Below are 18,122 nucleotides of genomic sequence, written 5' to 3'. Positions count from 1 at the left end.
TCTTTTAACTGCTAATATCATAGTACAAATTTTTGGCACAGTCAATAGGTGAGTGCTAATAATTTTGCCGCTTGTTTCTAGAACACTTTTCTGCATCGATTGCCAAGACAAACATAAGTGCATCTAATGAATTTTCTGGATCTTTGACATCAATCACATAGGTATCCGTTAGATTAAATATTTCTTTACTAATAATAGCTATAGGCATATAGTTCGCATCAACAATTGTATAATTCCATTCTGTAAGAGTTCCATCAATATGCCATCCATTATAGTCAATGTTGTAGTGGGGTAAAAAGAAGGATAATTCTTTCGATAAACATCCTATATATTCATTATTTTTATACATTTCAAATTTAGGAAGTAAAGTCATCACCTTTTCTAATACAGTACCCACTTCGTTTCTATTTCGATCATAAATGACTAGTTTATGTCCCCAAGAAAGTTTTCCTTCGACTTGATATACAACACGACCTGATTCATCATAAATATCATAGCTGTCAAACCAGGAGAAGAATCTTTGTTTAAATATTAATTTCATAGTATCACCATAAAAATTATATCATGAGAAAGAATAAAACATTTAAGGTTCATTTAAGCTTTCCATCATATACTGCAAACGAAATAGGCGGTTCTAATAGATTATACTTTTCATGCCCTTATGATAATCAGCTGTCTATTTCTTTTTTTGTGCACATTTTTGAATAAATGTTAAAAATTAAGAAAAATTAAGGAAATCTTAAGAAAAACGTAATAAAATGTTGCCGAGGTGAATTTTTTATGAAGAAAAAGCTCGGAAACATATTGGTATTTATATTAGTGATTGGCTTAAGTGTTGGCTATGGCATTTATAAAGATGACAAGTCTAAAGTGACAATCAATGATATTTATACTACAGAGTTTCAAGAACAGGCATTATCAAACTTAGAAAATGAAAAGGGAAATGGAAATTACACACTTCAGAATATATTTATGAAATACAATCCTTTTTCAACCAATACACAATCGATGTATGTTTATTTTAATACATCGAAAGCTGCCAAAATAACATATATTGTAAGTTGTGCAGACTATGCAGACTTTACGGCTACGGCATATCAGGCTAAGACGTATCAAAAGGAACATGAATTTCAATTGATTGGGTTGATTCCAAATTGTACAAATACAATCACTTTTACGGCAACTTATAAGGATGATACAAGTCAAAGTGTGATGAAAACCTATGATATGGGCTCTTTATTAGGCGATGAGGATATCCAATTGAAAAGAGTGTCTGGTTCTAAACAAGATTTAGGCAATGGCCTATATACCTTATTAGGAAATGATTCAGATGATCAGGATTTTGTCTATATGTATGATACAAATGGCATTTTGCGATCAGAAATCCCTATTATTGGATATCGCTCACATCGTATGTTGATACAGAATCAAACATTATATATGAGTGTTTCAACACATCGTATGGTCGCAATGAATCATTTAGCAATGATTGAACACGTATATAATTTAGGAAACTATATCGTTCATCATGATTATCAATTTGATAATGATGGAAATTTGATTTTATTAGCTACAAATGAAGAAAAGAATAGTGTTGAAGACTGCATTATTAAAGTGGATGTGGATAGCGAAGAAGTAACAGAGCTTTTAGATTTAGAAGATTTATTTGGAAGCTATAAAGAAAGTACAAATCACAAAGAAGGTTCTAAATGGGATTGGATGCATATTAATACACTTCAATATCTAAGTGATGATAGTGCAATTCTTTCTTCTAGAGAAACAAGCTCGATTATTAAAATAAATGATTTAAGCACAAATCCAAACATTGGTTATATCATTGGAAATGAAGATTTCTGGAAAGATACAGATTATACGGACTATTTATATACAAAAGTAGGGGACTTTTTAACAAGTGGAGGACAACATACTGTCACTTATATGGAAGATGATTCACTAGTATCGGGTCAATATTATTTGTATATGTTTGACAATAACTTTGGCTATTCAACGACAAGAACCGATTATGATTGGACAGTGAATAAAGGGATTCAAACAAGTATTCTAGAAGGGACAACATCCTATTATTATCAATATTTGGTTGATGAAAATGAAGGTACATACACTTTAGTGAATTCATTTGAAGTGCCATTTAGTGCCTATGTATCAAGCGCTCAGAATTTAGGAAATCATATTGTCGTAGATTCTGGCATTGCCGGACTATTGTCTATCTATGATACAGATGGAAATTTAGAAGAACAATTCAGTATCAAGAAAAACAATCGTTTTATTTATCGAATCTATTATTATGATTACAACGGATATTATTTTAGTTAGAGAGCAAATCTCTAACTTTTTTTAAGCCTTTTTTAAGCCTTGTTTAGTATGTTTAGAATGGTGATAACTATATGACGTATGAAGAGTTTTATGGAATGGATTATGAACGGTTTAAAGAAGTATTGGATTTTGTGTTGAGTTCAATTGAAACAAGTTCATTAGAATGTATACAATACACAACTTCAAGAATCAAATCGCCAGATAGTGTTATACATAAGGTAGGAAAGAATTATTCATTTCTTCATGATGTGATTGGTGTTCGTATCATTTGTTCGTTTGTAGACGAAATATATGAGATAAAAGATTGGCTTACATCTTTGTTTCATGTCGTAGAAATCAAAGATTATTTAAAACAACCAAAACCAAGTGGATACCGAAGTCTTCATGTGATTTGTGAGGTGGATGGCTGCTTAGTTGAAATTCAAGTACGAACGATTGCACTGGACTTCTGGGCGAATCTAGAACATCAAATTCATTATAAGAAGAACATACTAGAAGAAGCTTTGATTCGTAGTGAACTAAAACGATGCGCTGATGAAATTGCTTCGTTAGATTTATCTTTCCAAACCATTAAGGATAGAATCGAGGGATAATATGCGATTATTGATTGCGGATGATGAAGTAAACTTAGCTAGAGCACTTCAGGCAGTATTAGAGGATGCAGGGTATGATTGTGATGTATGTTATGATGGAAATAGTGCGATTCATTTAGTTTCTAAAGAAATGTATGATGGCTTGATTTTAGATATTATGATGCCTGAAAAAAATGGGTATGAAGTCTTGTCGTCGATTCGAAAAAATAAAATGGGTATTCCTGTATTATTGCTGAGTGCTTTAAATGAAGTAGATGATAAGATTACTGGTTTTGATTTAGGTGCCAACGACTATTTATCTAAGCCATTCTCTACAAAGGAATTGATTGCTCGTGTGAAGGTGATGTTAAAAGAGAATGTAGTGGACGATACGTATCTGCAGTTTCAAGATATTCTTTTAAATAAAAAGGAAGAGACTTTGGCGTATAAGAATATTAAATATCAATTATCTAAATATGAGTGTGAAATTCTTTCATACTTAATTAAAAGCAAATCTCATACATTACCTATATGGCTTGTCCTTGAAAGAGTTTGGCAAAATCGTGTAGATGTGAACCATAATACAGTTTCACTATATGTATCCTACTTAAATCGGAAGCTAAAGGCATTGCAGTCTTGCGTTTCCATTCAAATTAATGAGGAAAACATGGAACTGTGTGTTAATATATAAATTAATAAAAGAAGGGTGTTAAATTATGAATATATTGGTTGTAGATGATGAAAAGAATATTGCGTATGCGATTGCACAAATATTTGAAGAACAAAAATGGCAGGTAACAATGGCCTATGATGGACAAGAAGGCTTAGATCTAGCTTTAAGCGGATATTATGATGTAGCCGTTTTAGATATTATGCTTCCGGGTATCAATGGGTTTGAAATCGTTCAAAAAATGCGTGAAAACAAGGTGGATACACCAACCCTTTTATTGTCGGCATTGGATGAAATTCCAGATAAAGTTAAAGGCTTAAATGTAGGGGCTGATGATTATATGACAAAACCATTCTCTTCTGCCGAGCTTGTAGCACGTATCAACGCCTTGACAAGACGAAAAGGAGAAGTTATTGTACATGAATTAAAGTATGAAGATCTGTTGTTACAGTTAGATACTTGTGAATTGTATTGTCAAAGTCAACATATTCATTTGGGCTACAAAGAATTTGAAATTTTGAAGCACTTGATGTCACATCCAGAAATGATCACATCCAAAGATGATTTGATTATCTCAGTATGGGGAAGTGAAAGTGATGCGATGGATAATAATGTAGAGGTTTATATTTCTTTTTTAAGAAAGAAATTGAAATTTTTAAAGAGTAAGGTTTCTATTAAGGTGATTCGAAAAGTTGGATATCGACTAGAGGTTTGCGATGCTTAAAAAATTACAGACCAAATTCATTTTGATTCTCATGTCCTTTGTCAGTATCATCCTACTTTCGGTGTTTGGCGTGGTATGCTGCTCGAATTATGTGCATGATAAAAAGGATGTAGAACGAAACTTAGAAATGGCCTTAAGATTAAAGGACAAAGATTTTTCTATTTCCTTTGCGAACAATCGGAATTTTAATGGAAATTCCTTTGTGATATATACGGATGACGACTATGAATATATGATCACAAGTCGTACGGTATGGAATATTTATGCGGATGATGCACAAAGTTTAATTGAAAGTGTGGAGCACAAAGAAGATGTGGGTGTTCTTAAAAAATTGGGTTTTGCGTATAAAAAAGAAAAAATCAAGAATTTTCAAGTAGATGAAGATACGATTATACCTTCTGGATATGCGGTGGCCTTTGTCGATATATCCAATATGCAATCCTCCTTTCAAAGAATGTTAGTTATATCCCTACAAATTGGATCTACTGTTTTACTTGTATTCTTTATACTAAGTTGCCTTTTAAGTAAATGGGCCTTAAAACCAGTTGAGCAGGCATGGGATAAACAAAAACAATTTGTGGCAGATGCCAGTCATGAACTAAAGACACCATTAACGGTTATTTTGGCTGATAGTGATGTGCTGATGAATCACTCTAAAGAATCGATTTCTTCGCAAAAACAATGGGTTGAATCCATACAAAGTGAGGCTAATCGAATGCGTAAGCTTGTGGAGAATATGTTGTTTCTTGCCAAGAATGATGCCAATCGAATTGAGATTTCGATGCAGAATTGCTCTTTAAGTGACATATGTTTTCATTGCGTTTTACCATTTGAATCGATTGCCTTTGAAAAAGGTATTGAATTAATAGACGAAGTAGAAGAGAATATAGAGGTACAGGGTAATGAGTCACAGTTAAAACAATTGATTTTGATTTTCTTAGATAATGCGATCAAGTATACGCCTAAGGGTGGCAAGATTTATTTTAAATTAGTAAAAGTACAAAATAAACCAGTTGTCACGATTCGAAATACAGATAGCTATATTCCACCAGAAGATTTAAAGCATGTATTTGAAAGATTCTATCGTGTTGATAAATCTAGAAAGTATCAAGGTGGTGCAGGCTTAGGTTTATCGATTGCGACGCAAATTGCACAAAGTCATAAAATTAAAATCAATGTGACAAGCAGTGAAAAACAAGGTACAGAATTTACTTTGACTTTCTAGGGGGGTAATTATGTTTCAAAAAAGAGTGGATGAAGTTATTTCAAAAATGAAAGCGGATGGACTTAAACAAATTTTAGTCAGTGAACCAAGCAGCATCTATTATTTGACTGGTGTCGATGTGGGTCCAGGTGAAAGATTGTTTGCGCTATATTTGAATGATGAAGGAAGAAAAGTTTTATTTTTAAATACATTATTTACAGTGGAACAAAAGGATTGTGAAGAAATCTGGTTTAGCGATACGGACGATTCTATTTCATTATTGGCAGGTGTAATCAATTCGAATGAAACACTTGGTATTGATAAAGAATGGACAGCACGCTTCTTGATTCCTTTAATGGAAAAGTGTGAAGGATTAAAGGTTGTATTAGGATCTAAATATGTGGATGATACACGTGCTATTAAGGATGAAAAAGAAATTGAATGTATGATTGAGAATTCACAGATCAATGATGTTGTGATGGAACGCATAAGAGATTTTATTAAAGAAGGAATGACTGAAAAACAAGTGGAAGCCTTTATTTTAGAACAATATAAAGAGTTAGGATGTCAAGATGTTTCATTCTCACCGATTTGTTCATTTGGTGCCAATGGAGCAGATCCTCATCATATGCCAGATGATTCCATCTTAAAAGCAGGGGAAAGTATTGTTGTAGATATTGGTGGAAAAAAAGATCGTTATTGTTCCGATATGACACGTACATATTTCTGTAAAGAAGCAAGTGAAGAATATAAGAAGATTCATGATATTGTTCGTGTAGCGAATGAAAAGGCCGAAGAAATCATTCGTCCAGGCGTTCGTCTATGCGATATTGATGCAGCCGCACGTGACTATATTTCAAGCTTTGGTTATGGCGAATATTTTACACATCGCTTAGGACATTTTATTGGACAAACGGATCATGAATATGGAGATGTAAGTTCATCAAATACAAATACAGTAAAACCAGGTATGATCTTCTCCATTGAGCCAGGTATTTACTTGCCAAATAAAATGGGTGTTCGTGTTGAAGACTTAGTTCTTGTGACAGAAGATGGTTGTATAGTATTGAACAAAGTAGATAAAAAATATGCGATGATTGGTTAAAATCATCGCATTTTTTTACTTACCTAAACAGAACTTAGAGAATAAAGTATCTAACAAGTCTTCTCGGTGTACTTCACCTAAAATTTCCTTTAAGTGATCATGAGCGGCTTGAATATCAATCTCAATTAAGTCTGGCTCAACCATCATATCCATGGCTTCTTTTGCACGTAGCATATCTTCTTTGGCCTGGTTTAATAAACCAATCTGTCGTTCATTTGAAAGCAACGGATTTTCCTTCAACAAATCTTCATGATATAGATTTTCTAAGGCATCAATCAAAGGCTGAATGTCTTTGTTGGCGGCAGAAATCCAAATACCATCTTTATCAGCCTCTGTTTTATCAAGCTTATTATAGATAATTAAGCGCATCTTATCTTTCGTAAGCTCTAATAGTTGTTTATCTTCATCATCCAACTCTTTAGAACCATCAAAAACCAAAAGAACAAGCTTGGCATCCTTTAATTTTTCCTGACTCTTTTCAATTCCAATCTGCTCAATCTTATCACTTGATTCACGAATACCCGCCGTATCAATCAAGTTTAATTGAACGCTTCCAATGTGAATTTGTCCTTCGACTAAATCACGAGTTGTACCGGCAATATCTGTAACAATAGCTTTATCTTCTTCAAGAAGCGCATTTAGTAAGCTAGATTTACCAACGTTTGGCTTACCTACAATAATTGTATCAATACCTTTTTTTAACATTTGACCTGTTTGTACACGAGCTAAAATATGATCAATCTTGTTTAGCCATTCTTTTGTTTTTGGAAGCAAATCATTTGTGGTTAATTGTTCGACATCTTCATATTCAGGATAATCAATATTTACTTCAATCTGCGCAATAATATCCATTAAATCATCAATCAATGGTTGCAGAAGCTTTTTAACACTTCCCTTAATGCCGTGTATTGCCATATTGGCAGCGGTGTTGTTGCTGGCTTCAATCATATCTTGAACAGCCTCAGCCTGTGATAAATCAATTCTTCCATGATAGAATGCACGTTGGGTAAATTCACCAGGTTTTGCCAGGTCAGCTCCTGCACTTAATACCATGGATAATATTTTACGTGTGATAAAGGTTCCTCCATGACAATTGATTTCAACAATATCTTCACGAGTATATGTTCGTGGGGCTCTAAAAATAGAGATAAGTACTTCATCAACTGGATTTTTATCTTGATCTATAATGAAACCATAATGAATCGTATGACTTTTCGCATCCATGATATTACGGTCAAATATTTTTTGAGCGATTTCAATAGCCTGATCTCCACTTAAACGGATGATAGAAATGGCTCCATCTTGTAGTGAAGTGGAAATGGCCGCAATTGTATTTTCAAACATGGGTATACATCCTTTCTTTCTTAGTGTATTTTATCATAAAAGATGTATAATGTCTTAGACAGAGGTGTGAACATGAAAGAATATACAAAAAATCAAGTACATGAAGTAGCGTGTGCATTTAATGAACATAAAATTATTGCACTACCAACAGATACAGTGTATGGAGTTGGTGTTAAATATGGAGATTTAAAGGATTTAGAAAGATTAAAGCAGGCTAAACACCGCCCAGAAACCAAACCTATTCCGATGATGGTTTCTAATGTAGAACAAATGAAGCAGGTGGCATTAGTAGATGAAAGAATTGAAAAGATTGCCGCACATTTTTTGCCAGGTGCATTGACTTTAGTTGTAAATGTGAAGGATAGCGTTGATGCAGCTTATACCAATGGCTTGAGCACGATTGCGATTCGTATTCCGGATGAAAAATTTATTTTGGATGTGATTGATGAATTGAATAGTCCAATTCTGGTTACAAGTGCTAACCAGTCAGGAGAAAAAACAGCGCTTACGAGTGATGATGTATATGAGCAATTGCCAAAAATTGATGGTATTGTCTTAGGCACATGCAAGGCTTTACAGGCAAGTACGATTGTGGATTGTACAAAAGAAAATCTACAGATTCTACGCCCAGGACCAATTTCTTTAGAGGAACTTGAATCAATTTTATAAAAAAGGCACCCAAAACCTATGCTGAAAGGCGTAGGCAGGATGCTTATGAGCAAATCTAGAAGTAGTATGCTTCTAGTAGCTCACTTGTTTTGCTACTCAGATTTGAAAGGAAATCAATATATATATAGCTTGTTTTTTAAACAAATTATAAAACTTGTCAAAAAGATTTATGTTGATTATAATACTGAGTATGACAGAAGATGAAATGATTAAAAAAATTGCAGAACCTATTATTAAGCAATTAGAAAAATTTGAAAAAGAATTTGGTGATCGTCCAATGGCACAGCTTCCACAAGTTAAGTTTGTGAAAGAGGCTGACATGGGAGATGGTCCTTTTATGGTGGGTGACATTGAGGTTACGGATGAGCTTCTTGAAAAAGTAGAGGCATACATACAAGATGAAATCGAAATGATGCATAAACCTACGATTTTACATTAGAAACTATGAAGATAGTTTCTTTTTTTTTGAAAAAGTGCTTGCATTTTGTATTACCTTAGTGTATTATATGTGAGCACGTTGGAAATGCGGGTGTGGCGAAATTGGCAGACGCACCAGACTTAGGATCTGGCGCCTTCGGCGTGGGGGTTCGAGTCCCTTCACCCGCACCACTTGTAAATCAAGACAATTACTTCGGTAGTTGTCTTTTTTCTATTTGTGCTATAATTTTTGTATGGAAATTTGTGTATATTATGAAAAAATAAATGAAGATTCGATACGTATAAAAAGAGTATATTCCTCTAATCCATTTGTTGATATACCAGAATATATTGATGGATATAAGGTATGTGAAATAGGAAACTATTGTTTTTCAAAGAAAGAAGTAGATTTATCACAAGCTATATTAAATTTAGATATTCCAGCTTCTTATCATGAATGTAGTGGAAGTGATGTAGAAAGTGTGAAGCTACCGAGTACGATTCAAAAGCTGGGGGATTATGCCTTCTACAATTGTCGAAAACTAAAAGAATTAAGCTTACCATCCGGTTTATCGAGTATTGGCAGTGATGTATTTATGAATTGTTTAAGACTGAATCATATCTATTATGATTGTTTCGTTATGGACATTACTTTCTTGAAACAAATTCTAACGCAAATCACTTGGGATATTGAAATTCACTTTTTGGATGGCTCGATTTTCTATCCAGAATACAATGGTGGTTATGATGAAGTAGGGCCTGCTCATATTTTTGCCTTAAATATTGAGGGAGAAGGGTTTCGTATGCGTCAATGCTTTAAGGATGGAAGAATCGACTTTGATGGATATGATGCCTGCTTCGAGAAACTATGTGCTGAAGAAAGCGATGCTTGTATCTTTCATGTTGCGATTCTTCGCTTCATGATGGGTTCAAAACAATATAATTCTTATTTACGTGCACATGATTTGACTTCTTATCTTCATTCATATAAAGATGTATGTGTTATGGTTGAAAAGTTAATTGATGAGAAATGTATGGATCAAAATGATTTGGTCCGATTAATTTCGAATGAGAAGGATTTAGAAAAACGAACTATATTGATGGAATTAAAGAATACGTACTTTAGTCAGTCATCGTCGTATTCTTTTGAGGATTTTTAATGCGACAAAAAGATTGGGAAATAGAAAAGGCAATCCATATTTTAGAACTAGTTAGAACTGAGCTTTATATGGATATGCCACATTTTTTAACCGCACTGAATACATTAGAATTTACAGCAGATGATAGAATCGCGACGTGTGCAACGAATGGAATGTATTTTTATTACAATCCATTGAAGATTATTGATTTGTTTCAAAGAAATTCAATATTTTTAAATCGTGCTTACTTACATAGTATTTTGCACTGTCTATATAATCATATATGGCTAAAAAAGAATCGTATTGATTTTATATGGAATGTAGCCTGCGATATTATCGTAGAGTATACGTTAGATTCGATGCATAAAAAGAGTATTTCACGTATTTTATCCTATGCTCGAAAGGATGTTTATAGTAAGCTTGAAAGCCTTCCAGGGATTAGTTGTATAACTGTGTATGAATGGCTAACTACGTATGAAGATATACAAAATCTATATTATGAATTTGTGGTGGATGATCATGCTTTGTGGCCTAAAGAGCAAGATGAACAAATGCCAATGGCTTCTTCGCTACAAAAAAAATGGCAGAGTGTTGCCAAACAAACGCTTTTTGATCACAAACAAAAAGGGAAAGACAATGAAGAAGGGGATGCCTTTCTTGTGACGCATTTACAAGCGAAAAAATCAAAATATTCCTTTGCACAATTTTTAAAGCGTTTTAGCATCATGAAAGAAGAACTGCAAATTAACCCAGATGAATTTGATTTATCCTATTACACATATGGGTTGTCCGTATATAAAAACATGCCATTAATGGAACCTTTGGAAACCAAAGAGGTTAAGAAGATTTATGAGTTTGTGATCGCATTAGATACGAGCTATTCGATTGATGAAGCCCTCGCAAAGCGTTTTGTGTCAAATACCTACAGTATTTTAAGTACTTCTAACATGTTTTATAAGACCTGTAAGGTACATATTATTCAATGTGATGACAGAATTCGTAAGGATGATGTGGTGTCAAACCAAAATGAAATGGATATATTGTTAAATTCATTTACATTAGTGGGTGGAAGCAATACTGATTTTCGACCCGTTTTTAGCTATGTGAATGATTTGATCGATGGACATGCCTTTCAAAATCTTTGTGGATTACTCTATTTTACTGATGGAAAGGGAATCTATCCTAAAAAAAATCCAGCTTATAAAACGGCTTTTATATATTTAGATGACTATGATCAAAGTAAAGTGCCTTCTTGGGCTGTTCAATATAGATTGGAAGAAAAATTATGAATATTTTACAAGCAAAAAATGAAATTAAAAATACAGTTAAGGCGTATTTGTCAAAGAATTCATTTGGTGAATATGCGATTGAATCGAAAAATCAACGACCTTTATTGCTGATTGGTCCTCCTGGAATTGGAAAAACACAGATTATGGAACAAATCTCAAAGGAATGCCAAATTGGTTTAGTGAGCTATACGATTACGCATCACACTAGACAAAGTGCTGTGGGGCTTCCTTTTATTCAAGAAAAAGTATTTGATGGAAAAAACTATTCAATTACGGAATATACAATGAGTGAAATTATTGCGAGTGTATATTCAAAGATGGAAGATACAGGCTTAAAGGAAGGAATACTATTTATTGATGAAATCAATTGTGTTTCGGAAACACTCGCACCTACAATGCTGCAGTTTTTACAAAATAAGACCTTTGGAAATCAGAAAGTTCCAGCTGGCTGGATTATTGTGGCTGCAGGAAATCCGAGTGAATATAATAAATCGGTTCGTGATTTTGATGTTGTGACAATGGACCGAATTCGCTATATAAATGTGGAAACGGACTATTATGTGTGGAAGGAATATGCGATTTCAAGTCATATTCATCCAATGATTCTAAGCTATTTAGAATTAAAACCGAACCATTTCTATACGGTTTCAACAAGTGTAGATGGTATGGAATTTGTGACGGCGCGAGGCTGGGAAGACTTATCGCATTTATTATATACTTATGAAAAAATGAATCTGGAAATTTCGCAGGATACGATTTATGAATATTTGCACCATGAAGATATCGCGGAAGATGTCTTTGCGTATTACCTTGTTTATAAAAAGTATCAGGATGATTATGGAATTGATGATATTTTAAATGGCAATGTATCCAGTCAAATATATGCTCGCTTATTTAATGCTGATTTTGATGAAAGAGTATCTGTTGTCAATTTAGTTATAGATGGGCTATTAAGAAATGTAATGCAGTATTCTTTTGAAAAGAATTGTACCGATCTTTGGTACGGATTTTTAAAGGAGTATCGAAAGAAGATGGATTCTTCTTATAAAGCTTGTGTTAAAGAATTTATGGATATCTATCATGATAAGGTACAAAGTGAATTGTTGAGTGTTCGTCAAAAACATGAATATGATGTGGTTTTAGAACAAATTCAAAAGGTAAATGTGGATGAAGCTTTATCACCTAAGGATCGTTTTGATCAATGTACAAAATCTTTCTTTGAACAAAAGAATAAGGTGGATGTCTTGGATGAAAATTTAAAGATTCAAATTGAAAATGCGTTTGAATTTATGGAGAGTGCATTTAAGAATGGACAGGAAATGACAATTTTTGTCACGAATTTGACTATGTCAAGTGAGATGGCTTTGTATTTAAGCTCTCATTCTATTACGGTTTATGAAAAGTATAAACAAGTCTTATTGATAGGAACACAAAAAGCTCGTTTGTTAGATGAGCTACAGCATTAGGAGAATAGATACTATGGATTATTCTGAATTAAAATATGAAAATGTAGACTTTGAGTCAGACCAAGATAAAAAGTTGCCCCAACCACCACTTGTGAAGGAAAGAATGCGAGAAGAATCGATAGATTTACCTAGAAATTTTAAGGATTTATCGATTCAAACTGATTTTCTAAATATTATAAATACACGTCATAGCTCTAGAGTCTATACAAATGAAGCAATGTCTCTGTTAGAGCTTTCTTACATGTTGTGGACTTGTCAAGGTGTAAAGGAATTACGGGGCAAAAAGTATGCAACCTTGCGTACTGTCCCATCTGGTGGGGCTCGTCATGGCTTTGAGCTCTACTTTGTATGTCAAAATGTAGAAGGGTTAGAACCAGGCACGTATCATTATTTACCGATGGAACATAAAATTGAGTTTTTAAATCCACTTGATCAGGTGAAAGATGTTCTTTCAGCTTCCTTGTGTGATCAGACGTGGGCCTTAAAAGCCAATGTGATCTTCTATTTCAGTTACATTCCCTATCGAACGGAATGGAGATATGGAGATTTTGCACATCGAATTGCCTTGGTGGATTTAGGACATGTCGGAGAAAATATATATCTAGCAAGTACGAGTGTTGGACTTGGAACTTGTGGGATTGGGGCATGTGTAACATCAATTTGTGATAAGAAGTTCGAATTGAATGGGCAAGATGAGTTTATTTTTTATGCCCAGCCTATTGGAAAGGTGAAAAAAGAGGATTTTGTGAAGGAAAAATCTTTTTATGAATTTGTTGAAAAAGAAGGCTTATAATGTGCTAAAATAGATGGGTACTAAGGAAAATAAATTATGAGCAAAAAAGATACAAATATAGATGCTTATTCAAAAGCACTTTTAGATAAAAAAACAGAATATAACGATGAATTAAAGAAGCCAAAAGAAGAAAAAGAAATGTCAGATGCTGAAAGAAAACAAGCAGAAAAGACATTATCTTCTGCCTTGGATATGCTTCGTAGAGAGCGTGGTCAGAAAACAATTGCGGAAGAAGAGCGTTTTTACCAAGAGCATAAAGATGATTTAAAGGATATGGATGAAGATTTTACAACTTCTTCACTAGAAAAAGGACAGTCTAATGAGGCTTTAGATCTTGTTCATGCGATGTTACAGGATATGTCCAATGATGAAGAGGATGAGGATGAGGATGTAGCGCCTGTGGCTAAAGAAGAAAGACCAAAGAAGCCTAAAAAGAAAAAAGAAAAAAGTGAGAAAAAAGAAAAGGTAGAGAAGAAAGAGAAAAAGCCAAAAGAGAAGAAGTCTAAGAAACCAATGAAAACAACGACGAAGATTGTGTTGGCTGTAATTTTTGCGGGCTTAGTCGCTTTAGGTGGTTATTCATATAAGGTGTTGATTTATAATCCGCAAAATATTGTTTCTGAATCGCAACAAAAAACATACGATAAGCTTGTATCTTATGCGGATGAATATGGAGACAATATGATGTCGGATGCTGAAAAGCTTGAACTGCTTGATTTGGATGCAGATTATAAGAAGCTTCTTGATAAACAAAAGATTTCTATCAACGAATATTTTAAAGAACAAACGGGTAAAACATACAAACAATTGTTGAAGAAGATGGAAAATCTTAAAGAAACAAAAGAAGAAGTAAAATTACCAGGCTATCAAAAAATCATGGATTTATTAAATAACTGGGATACAAAATCAGACACTGAAAAAATGGCAGTTGTTGATATGCAGTCTACCTATAGTTCATTGTCTAAGGATTTGAAGGATGAGGTAAATACTTTATCAACATCAAAGACAGGCAAAGAGTTTATGGATCTATGTAAAGAGCAGGAAGAATTAAAGACAGCAGCTGAGGAAAAGGCAAAAGAGGAAGAAGAAAAACAAAAAGAAGAAAATAAAGCGAAAGTACAAGAATATCAAAATTCATTGGCGAGTGCACAAAATGAATATAATGTATATTCCCAATATGCGAAGAGCTTAGAGGATGATTTGGCTTATGCACAACAGGTAGGTGAAGATACTACGGATATTCAGGCGCAGATTATCACAAATAATCAGATGTTAGCATCTTTACAGCAACAAATCACCTATTATGAACAGATGATTTCTGCTTTACAATCTTAAAAAATAAGACTATCCTTATAGGGTAGTCAACTTGCCGACTTAGCACAGTGGTAGTGCAACGCACTCGTAACGCGTAGGTCATTGGTTCAAATCCGATAGTCGGCACCACGTTTAAAATTAAGCTGGGAAACCAGCTTATTTTAATGGGAGAATATATGTTAAAAGAATTTAATTTAGATGAAAAAATGATTTTACTGGCAACACTATTTTTGTTTCTGCCATATCAAATCGCAAGTATAGGCATTGCATGTATTTTAGTGCAGGCTCTATGTCGCCATAAATTAGTGGATGCACTTAAGCAACAAACAGGTGCTCTTTTCTTTTACAGCTTTGTGGGATTGGAATTTGTGGTTACGATCCTCCATGCGAATTGGAATGGCTTTGGTAACGTATGGTTATTTGTCTTGATTGGCCTTTATGGAGCTTATTATCGTAAGTCCGTCACAAAGAACTGTTTTGAAAAGATGTGTGATTTGATTGTTGTTTTATCTGTGTTGGCAGCTATTTATGGACTGTATCAATTTAATCAAATTTCAATTGCGAATGGACGTGCTTTTTTAGAGTTCCATATCTTTAATTCACCAACAAGAAGAATTACATCTACATTTATGAATGCGAATATTTATGCGATGATTATCGATTTTGTATGTGTCATATGTATGTATCGTTTTGTAAAGAATGAGAACATTCTTTATAGAATTTTCTATTTTATCGTTGCACTTTTTAATTTTTTTGTACTGTATTTAACGGGATCAAGAACAGCTCTGCTTCCGTTTGTGATAATTTTTCCCATCTTTCTTTATTGTATTCGATGGAAAAAACTATTTATCACATCCATTGTTTTAGAACTATGCGTATGTGGATTGGTCTTTTTAAAGCCAAACTTAATTCCTAGAATCAGTGATATGTCTACCTTTGCATCGCGTATCAAAATTTGGAAAACGGCATTTTTATGTATTTCGATGTATCCATTTTTTGGGTGGGGTCCACAAACCTATAAGCAATTTTGTCCTTTAGTACATGGACATAAAGCACCTCATGCACACAACATTTATATTGATTCGATTTTATCATATGGAATAGTGGGTACGCTTATCTTGTTGGTTTATATATTTGTGTTAAATAAAGAAATCTTTACGTCCAATACAAGAAAAGAAAATCCAGCTTTATTTGGAATGATGATGTGTTTCATTGCGATTGTGTTGATTTATGGTTTATTAGATTGCACGTTGAACATTGTGGCGACAGGTACGTTATGCTTTATCATTTTAAATAGTGCTTGCATGTACTTAGAAAAATAAATACAATATGTATAGAAGACAGACAGTAGAAGGAGTCATATGAAATGTATATCTCTTTTTGTCTGTTTTTTTATTGGACTTCAATCTGTATCTATTTCAACTTATGATGCTTTAATTACAGGATTAGAAAATAAAGTGGAAGTGATAAGCGAAGATAAAGCAAGCTTTCTTTCCTTGAAATGTAGAGATGTTTCACTTGAATTAAATCATGAAATGGATACATTGAATAAAAGAATTCAAAAGTTAAATCAAAGGGTACAGAAATTAAAGAAGGAAGCCGATCATAAAAAACGGCTATATGAGTTTAAAAGGTTGGAATATAGTCAAGAGCTTGTATGCATTCAAAAACAGAATTCAATTCTTATGCCATATAGAATTGAAAAGAATTTAAATTCCTATCTTGTAGATTATGAAAAAGTACAGTCTGTTTATTTGGATGAGAAACAAAGCTTGGATCATCAAACAGCTAAGCTTTCTATATATAAAGATTATATGAAACGAATAAATGTTTGTCAGAATCGCTTATTTCAACGTTTTTCTTATTTATCAAAATTCAAGAATGAGACAGATTCAAATGTTGATTCAATAATTTCGGGTTCATATGCATTACCATCTTATGGTGGTTATGAGACATTAGAAAACAATGGAATGTCCTGCTTAGTAGGTGGTAATTATGAGATTGATTCATATAGTTCTTTTTGGCAAAATCCAATTGAAAATGGTACAATCAGTGCTAGGTGCTGGGCCTATCCAGATGGAAGCTTACATCTAGGTTTAGATATCGCAAGTGGTATGTATAGTGATGTTAAGGCAGTTGCGAATGGAATCGTACTGTATGCGCACGCACCAGTGGATTCAAATAATGGTTATCTTGGAAATATGTGTGGATGGCCTAATGGTGGTGGTAACACGATTTGTATGGTGGTTGCCGTAAATGAAAAGTTATATGCGATTACGTACGCACATTTATCAAATGAAATCTATGTAACAAGTGGACAGCAGGTAAGTCAGGGTACAGTGATTGCGAAGAGTGGAAATAGTGGAAATTCAACAGGTCCGCATACACATGTGGAGGTGTTTGAGTTGAAGCAGGATTTAAATGATATAGTCGATTATTTTAGAAATAGTGGTGCGGATTTTACGTTTGGCTGTGGCTTTGATGAGCCGGCCACATGTTCAAATTTTGCGTGCCGTATAGATCCAGAAAGTGTCATGGAGCTAACTATATAAAATTCAAGTATTTTTTATGAAAAAGTTTGAAAATATAAAATAACTAGATTTTTTAGTTAGTTTTAAATTGATCTTTGAAAATGTGAATATTGGATTACATTTAGGCATGATGAAAAGAACTTTTAAAATGTGATTTTTTAAAAGTTCAGATGCATTCAGATGCATTTGTCTTATCTTAATAATGCAGGATCAAATGATTGTCCTGTTTCTAGTAAATGATAAATGATTCTAAGCAGCTTCCTAATGCAGTGACCTTGAGCACAACGGTGTCCTTTACCTTGAGAAATCTTTAGTCGATAGTATTTCTTAAATACAGGATTATTGTTAATTACAGTCAGTATGATTTGATACAAAGTCTTTCTAAGATACTTAGATCCCTTCTTGGTTATGCCAGTGTGCTGGGCGTTGTATTGACTCGATTCATAGTGATAGGGTGCTACTCCTGCAAATTTAATGATTTGAGATGGCTTAGAATAATTGCCAATATCTCCTAATTCGGCTAAAATAGAAGTACCAGAGAAATGAGAAAT

18 protein-coding genes, 2 tRNA genes and 2 pseudogenes are annotated in these 18,122 nt (G+C 33.6%); 19 read left to right on the top strand and 3 right to left on the bottom strand.

Annotated elements, in window-relative coordinates; translation table 11 throughout:
• Positions 1–55: 55 nt before the first annotated feature.
• Positions 56–541, bottom strand: a complete 486-nt coding sequence (locus DWY01_RS05235; protein WP_117994309.1) for an LURP-one-related/scramblase family protein — start codon at positions 539–541, stop codon at positions 56–58.
• A 239-nt stretch (positions 542–780) separates the two neighbouring features.
• On the opposite strand from DWY01_RS05235, the gene DWY01_RS05230 reads away from it, so the two are divergent.
• From DWY01_RS05230 to DWY01_RS05205, 8 genes and pseudogenes are all read left to right on the top strand, one after another.
• A complete protein-coding gene (locus tag DWY01_RS05230) occupies positions 781–2,334 on the top strand; it encodes an aryl-sulfate sulfotransferase (protein ID WP_117994305.1) in 1,554 nt (517 codons plus the stop codon).
• Between the two features lie 71 nt (positions 2,335–2,405).
• The gene (locus DWY01_RS05225; RefSeq protein ID WP_117994301.1) at positions 2,406–2,927 is read left to right on the top strand and encodes a GTP pyrophosphokinase family protein; all 522 of its coding nucleotides are present in this window, start codon (positions 2,406–2,408) and stop codon (positions 2,925–2,927) included.
• A 1-nt stretch (position 2,928) separates the two neighbouring features.
• Positions 2,929–3,207, top strand: a pseudogene (locus DWY01_RS11975) (response regulator); the annotation flags it as partial.
• Positions 3,181–3,277: pseudogene (locus DWY01_RS11970) on the top strand (DNA-binding response regulator); the annotation flags it as partial. The pseudogenes DWY01_RS11975 and DWY01_RS11970, both read left to right, overlap by 27 nt.
• Positions 3,271–3,597: a winged helix-turn-helix domain-containing protein gene (locus tag DWY01_RS11965; protein WP_371412815.1), complete on the top strand. Its 327-nt coding sequence runs from the start codon at positions 3,271–3,273 to the stop codon at positions 3,595–3,597. The pseudogene DWY01_RS11970 and the gene DWY01_RS11965, both read left to right, overlap by 7 nt.
• Positions 3,598–3,622: 25 nt before the next feature.
• Positions 3,623–4,300 (top strand): response regulator transcription factor, encoded by a 678-nt coding sequence (locus DWY01_RS05215; RefSeq protein WP_117994292.1) that lies wholly within the window; start codon positions 3,623–3,625, stop codon positions 4,298–4,300.
• Positions 4,293–5,525 (top strand): cell wall metabolism sensor histidine kinase WalK, encoded by a 1,233-nt coding sequence (locus DWY01_RS05210; protein WP_117994288.1) that lies wholly within the window; start codon positions 4,293–4,295, stop codon positions 5,523–5,525. The genes DWY01_RS05215 and DWY01_RS05210 overlap by 8 nt, the downstream gene beginning before the upstream one ends.
• A gap of 10 nt (positions 5,526–5,535) precedes the next feature.
• Positions 5,536–6,609 carry a Xaa-Pro peptidase family protein gene (locus tag DWY01_RS05205; RefSeq protein ID WP_117994285.1) on the top strand — a complete coding sequence of 358 codons (1,074 nt, stop codon included), beginning with the start codon at positions 5,536–5,538 and terminating at the stop codon, positions 6,607–6,609.
• A 15-nt stretch (positions 6,610–6,624) separates the two neighbouring features.
• On the opposite strand, the gene mnmE is transcribed toward DWY01_RS05205, so the two are convergent.
• On the bottom strand, positions 6,625–7,953 hold the full coding sequence (mnmE, locus tag DWY01_RS05200; RefSeq protein ID WP_117994281.1) for a tRNA uridine-5-carboxymethylaminomethyl(34) synthesis GTPase MnmE: 1,329 nt from the start codon (positions 7,951–7,953) through the stop codon (positions 6,625–6,627).
• Positions 7,954–8,025: 72 nt separating this feature from the next.
• Here mnmE and DWY01_RS05195 point away from each other — a divergent pair, with 72 nt between their 5' ends.
• The 11 genes from DWY01_RS05195 to DWY01_RS05145 all read left to right on the top strand — a co-directional run bounded on the left by DWY01_RS05195 (position 8,026) and on the right by DWY01_RS05145 (position 17,592).
• Complete coding sequence (locus DWY01_RS05195; protein ID WP_199519886.1) at positions 8,026–8,622, top strand: L-threonylcarbamoyladenylate synthase; 597 nt, start codon at positions 8,026–8,028, stop codon at positions 8,620–8,622.
• Between the two features lie 205 nt (positions 8,623–8,827).
• On the top strand, positions 8,828–9,061 hold the full coding sequence (locus tag DWY01_RS05190) for a hypothetical protein (RefSeq protein ID WP_243001967.1): 234 nt from the start codon (positions 8,828–8,830) through the stop codon (positions 9,059–9,061).
• Positions 9,062–9,147: 86 nt separating this feature from the next.
• Positions 9,148–9,231 (top strand) — tRNA-Leu (locus tag DWY01_RS05185).
• Positions 9,232–9,293: 62 nt separating this feature from the next.
• The gene (locus tag DWY01_RS05180; RefSeq protein WP_117994268.1) at positions 9,294–10,199 is read left to right on the top strand and encodes a leucine-rich repeat domain-containing protein; all 906 of its coding nucleotides are present in this window, start codon (positions 9,294–9,296) and stop codon (positions 10,197–10,199) included.
• The gene (locus DWY01_RS05175) at positions 10,199–11,467 is read left to right on the top strand and encodes a VWA-like domain-containing protein (RefSeq protein ID WP_117994265.1); all 1,269 of its coding nucleotides are present in this window, start codon (positions 10,199–10,201) and stop codon (positions 11,465–11,467) included. The genes DWY01_RS05180 and DWY01_RS05175 overlap by 1 nt, the downstream gene beginning before the upstream one ends.
• Positions 11,464–12,933 carry an ATP-binding protein gene (locus tag DWY01_RS05170; RefSeq protein WP_117994260.1) on the top strand — a complete coding sequence of 490 codons (1,470 nt, stop codon included), beginning with the start codon at positions 11,464–11,466 and terminating at the stop codon, positions 12,931–12,933. The genes DWY01_RS05175 and DWY01_RS05170 overlap by 4 nt, the downstream gene beginning before the upstream one ends.
• A gap of 13 nt (positions 12,934–12,946) precedes the next feature.
• A complete protein-coding gene (locus tag DWY01_RS05165) occupies positions 12,947–13,726 on the top strand; it encodes a SagB/ThcOx family dehydrogenase (RefSeq protein ID WP_117994256.1) in 780 nt (259 codons plus the stop codon).
• 36 nt (positions 13,727–13,762) lie between these two features.
• Positions 13,763–15,061: a hypothetical protein gene (locus DWY01_RS05160; protein ID WP_117994252.1), complete on the top strand. Its 1,299-nt coding sequence runs from the start codon at positions 13,763–13,765 to the stop codon at positions 15,059–15,061.
• A 33-nt stretch (positions 15,062–15,094) separates the two neighbouring features.
• A tRNA-Thr gene (locus DWY01_RS05155) sits at positions 15,095–15,169 on the top strand.
• Between the two features lie 47 nt (positions 15,170–15,216).
• On the top strand, positions 15,217–16,362 hold the full coding sequence (locus DWY01_RS05150; protein ID WP_158553656.1) for an O-antigen ligase: 1,146 nt from the start codon (positions 15,217–15,219) through the stop codon (positions 16,360–16,362).
• Between the two features lie 39 nt (positions 16,363–16,401).
• A complete protein-coding gene (locus DWY01_RS05145; RefSeq protein WP_117994235.1) occupies positions 16,402–17,592 on the top strand; it encodes a peptidoglycan DD-metalloendopeptidase family protein in 1,191 nt (396 codons plus the stop codon).
• Between the two features lie 170 nt (positions 17,593–17,762).
• On the opposite strand, the gene DWY01_RS05140 is transcribed toward DWY01_RS05145, so the two are convergent.
• Positions 17,763–18,122, bottom strand: a 360-nt coding sequence (locus DWY01_RS05140) for a transposase (protein ID WP_147332159.1), incomplete at its 5' end; no start/stop codon positions are given.

The sequence above is a fragment of the Eubacterium sp. AF22-8LB genome, assembly GCF_003458715.1.
Taxonomy (GTDB): Bacteria; Bacillota_I; Bacilli_A; order Erysipelotrichales; family Erysipelotrichaceae; genus Holdemanella.
The sequence above is the reverse complement of the archived record's forward strand: the minus strand, read 5'-3'. Positions and strand labels throughout refer to the sequence as shown.

Bases quoted from the DNA above. Each gene is read 5' to 3' on its own strand.
- DWY01_RS05145 (WP_117994235.1), top strand. From the start codon at position 16,402: ATGAAATGTATATCTCTTTTTGTCTGTTTTTTTATTGGACTTCAATCT.
- DWY01_RS05205 (WP_117994285.1), top strand. From the start codon at position 5,536: ATGTTTCAAAAAAGAGTGGATGAAGTTATTTCAAAAATGAAAGCGGAT.
- DWY01_RS05180 (WP_117994268.1), top strand. From the start codon at position 9,294: ATGGAAATTTGTGTATATTATGAAAAAATAAATGAAGATTCGATACGT.
- DWY01_RS05150 (WP_158553656.1), top strand. From the start codon at position 15,217: ATGTTAAAAGAATTTAATTTAGATGAAAAAATGATTTTACTGGCAACA.
- DWY01_RS05190 (WP_243001967.1), top strand. From the start codon at position 8,828: ATGATTAAAAAAATTGCAGAACCTATTATTAAGCAATTAGAAAAATTT.
- DWY01_RS11965 (WP_371412815.1), top strand. From the start codon at position 3,271: ATGTTAAAAGAGAATGTAGTGGACGATACGTATCTGCAGTTTCAAGAT.
- DWY01_RS05225 (WP_117994301.1), top strand. From the start codon at position 2,406: ATGACGTATGAAGAGTTTTATGGAATGGATTATGAACGGTTTAAAGAA.
- mnmE (WP_117994281.1), bottom strand. From the start codon at position 7,953: ATGTTTGAAAATACAATTGCGGCCATTTCCACTTCACTACAAGATGGA.
- DWY01_RS05230 (WP_117994305.1), top strand. From the start codon at position 781: ATGAAGAAAAAGCTCGGAAACATATTGGTATTTATATTAGTGATTGGC.
- DWY01_RS05165 (WP_117994256.1), top strand. From the start codon at position 12,947: ATGGATTATTCTGAATTAAAATATGAAAATGTAGACTTTGAGTCAGAC.
- DWY01_RS05175 (WP_117994265.1), top strand. From the start codon at position 10,199: ATGCGACAAAAAGATTGGGAAATAGAAAAGGCAATCCATATTTTAGAA.
- DWY01_RS05215 (WP_117994292.1), top strand. From the start codon at position 3,623: ATGAATATATTGGTTGTAGATGATGAAAAGAATATTGCGTATGCGATT.
- DWY01_RS05170 (WP_117994260.1), top strand. From the start codon at position 11,464: ATGAATATTTTACAAGCAAAAAATGAAATTAAAAATACAGTTAAGGCG.
- DWY01_RS05195 (WP_199519886.1), top strand. From the start codon at position 8,026: ATGAAAGAATATACAAAAAATCAAGTACATGAAGTAGCGTGTGCATTT.
- DWY01_RS05235 (WP_117994309.1), bottom strand. From the start codon at position 541: ATGAAATTAATATTTAAACAAAGATTCTTCTCCTGGTTTGACAGCTAT.
- DWY01_RS05210 (WP_117994288.1), top strand. From the start codon at position 4,293: ATGCTTAAAAAATTACAGACCAAATTCATTTTGATTCTCATGTCCTTT.
- DWY01_RS05160 (WP_117994252.1), top strand. From the start codon at position 13,763: ATGAGCAAAAAAGATACAAATATAGATGCTTATTCAAAAGCACTTTTA.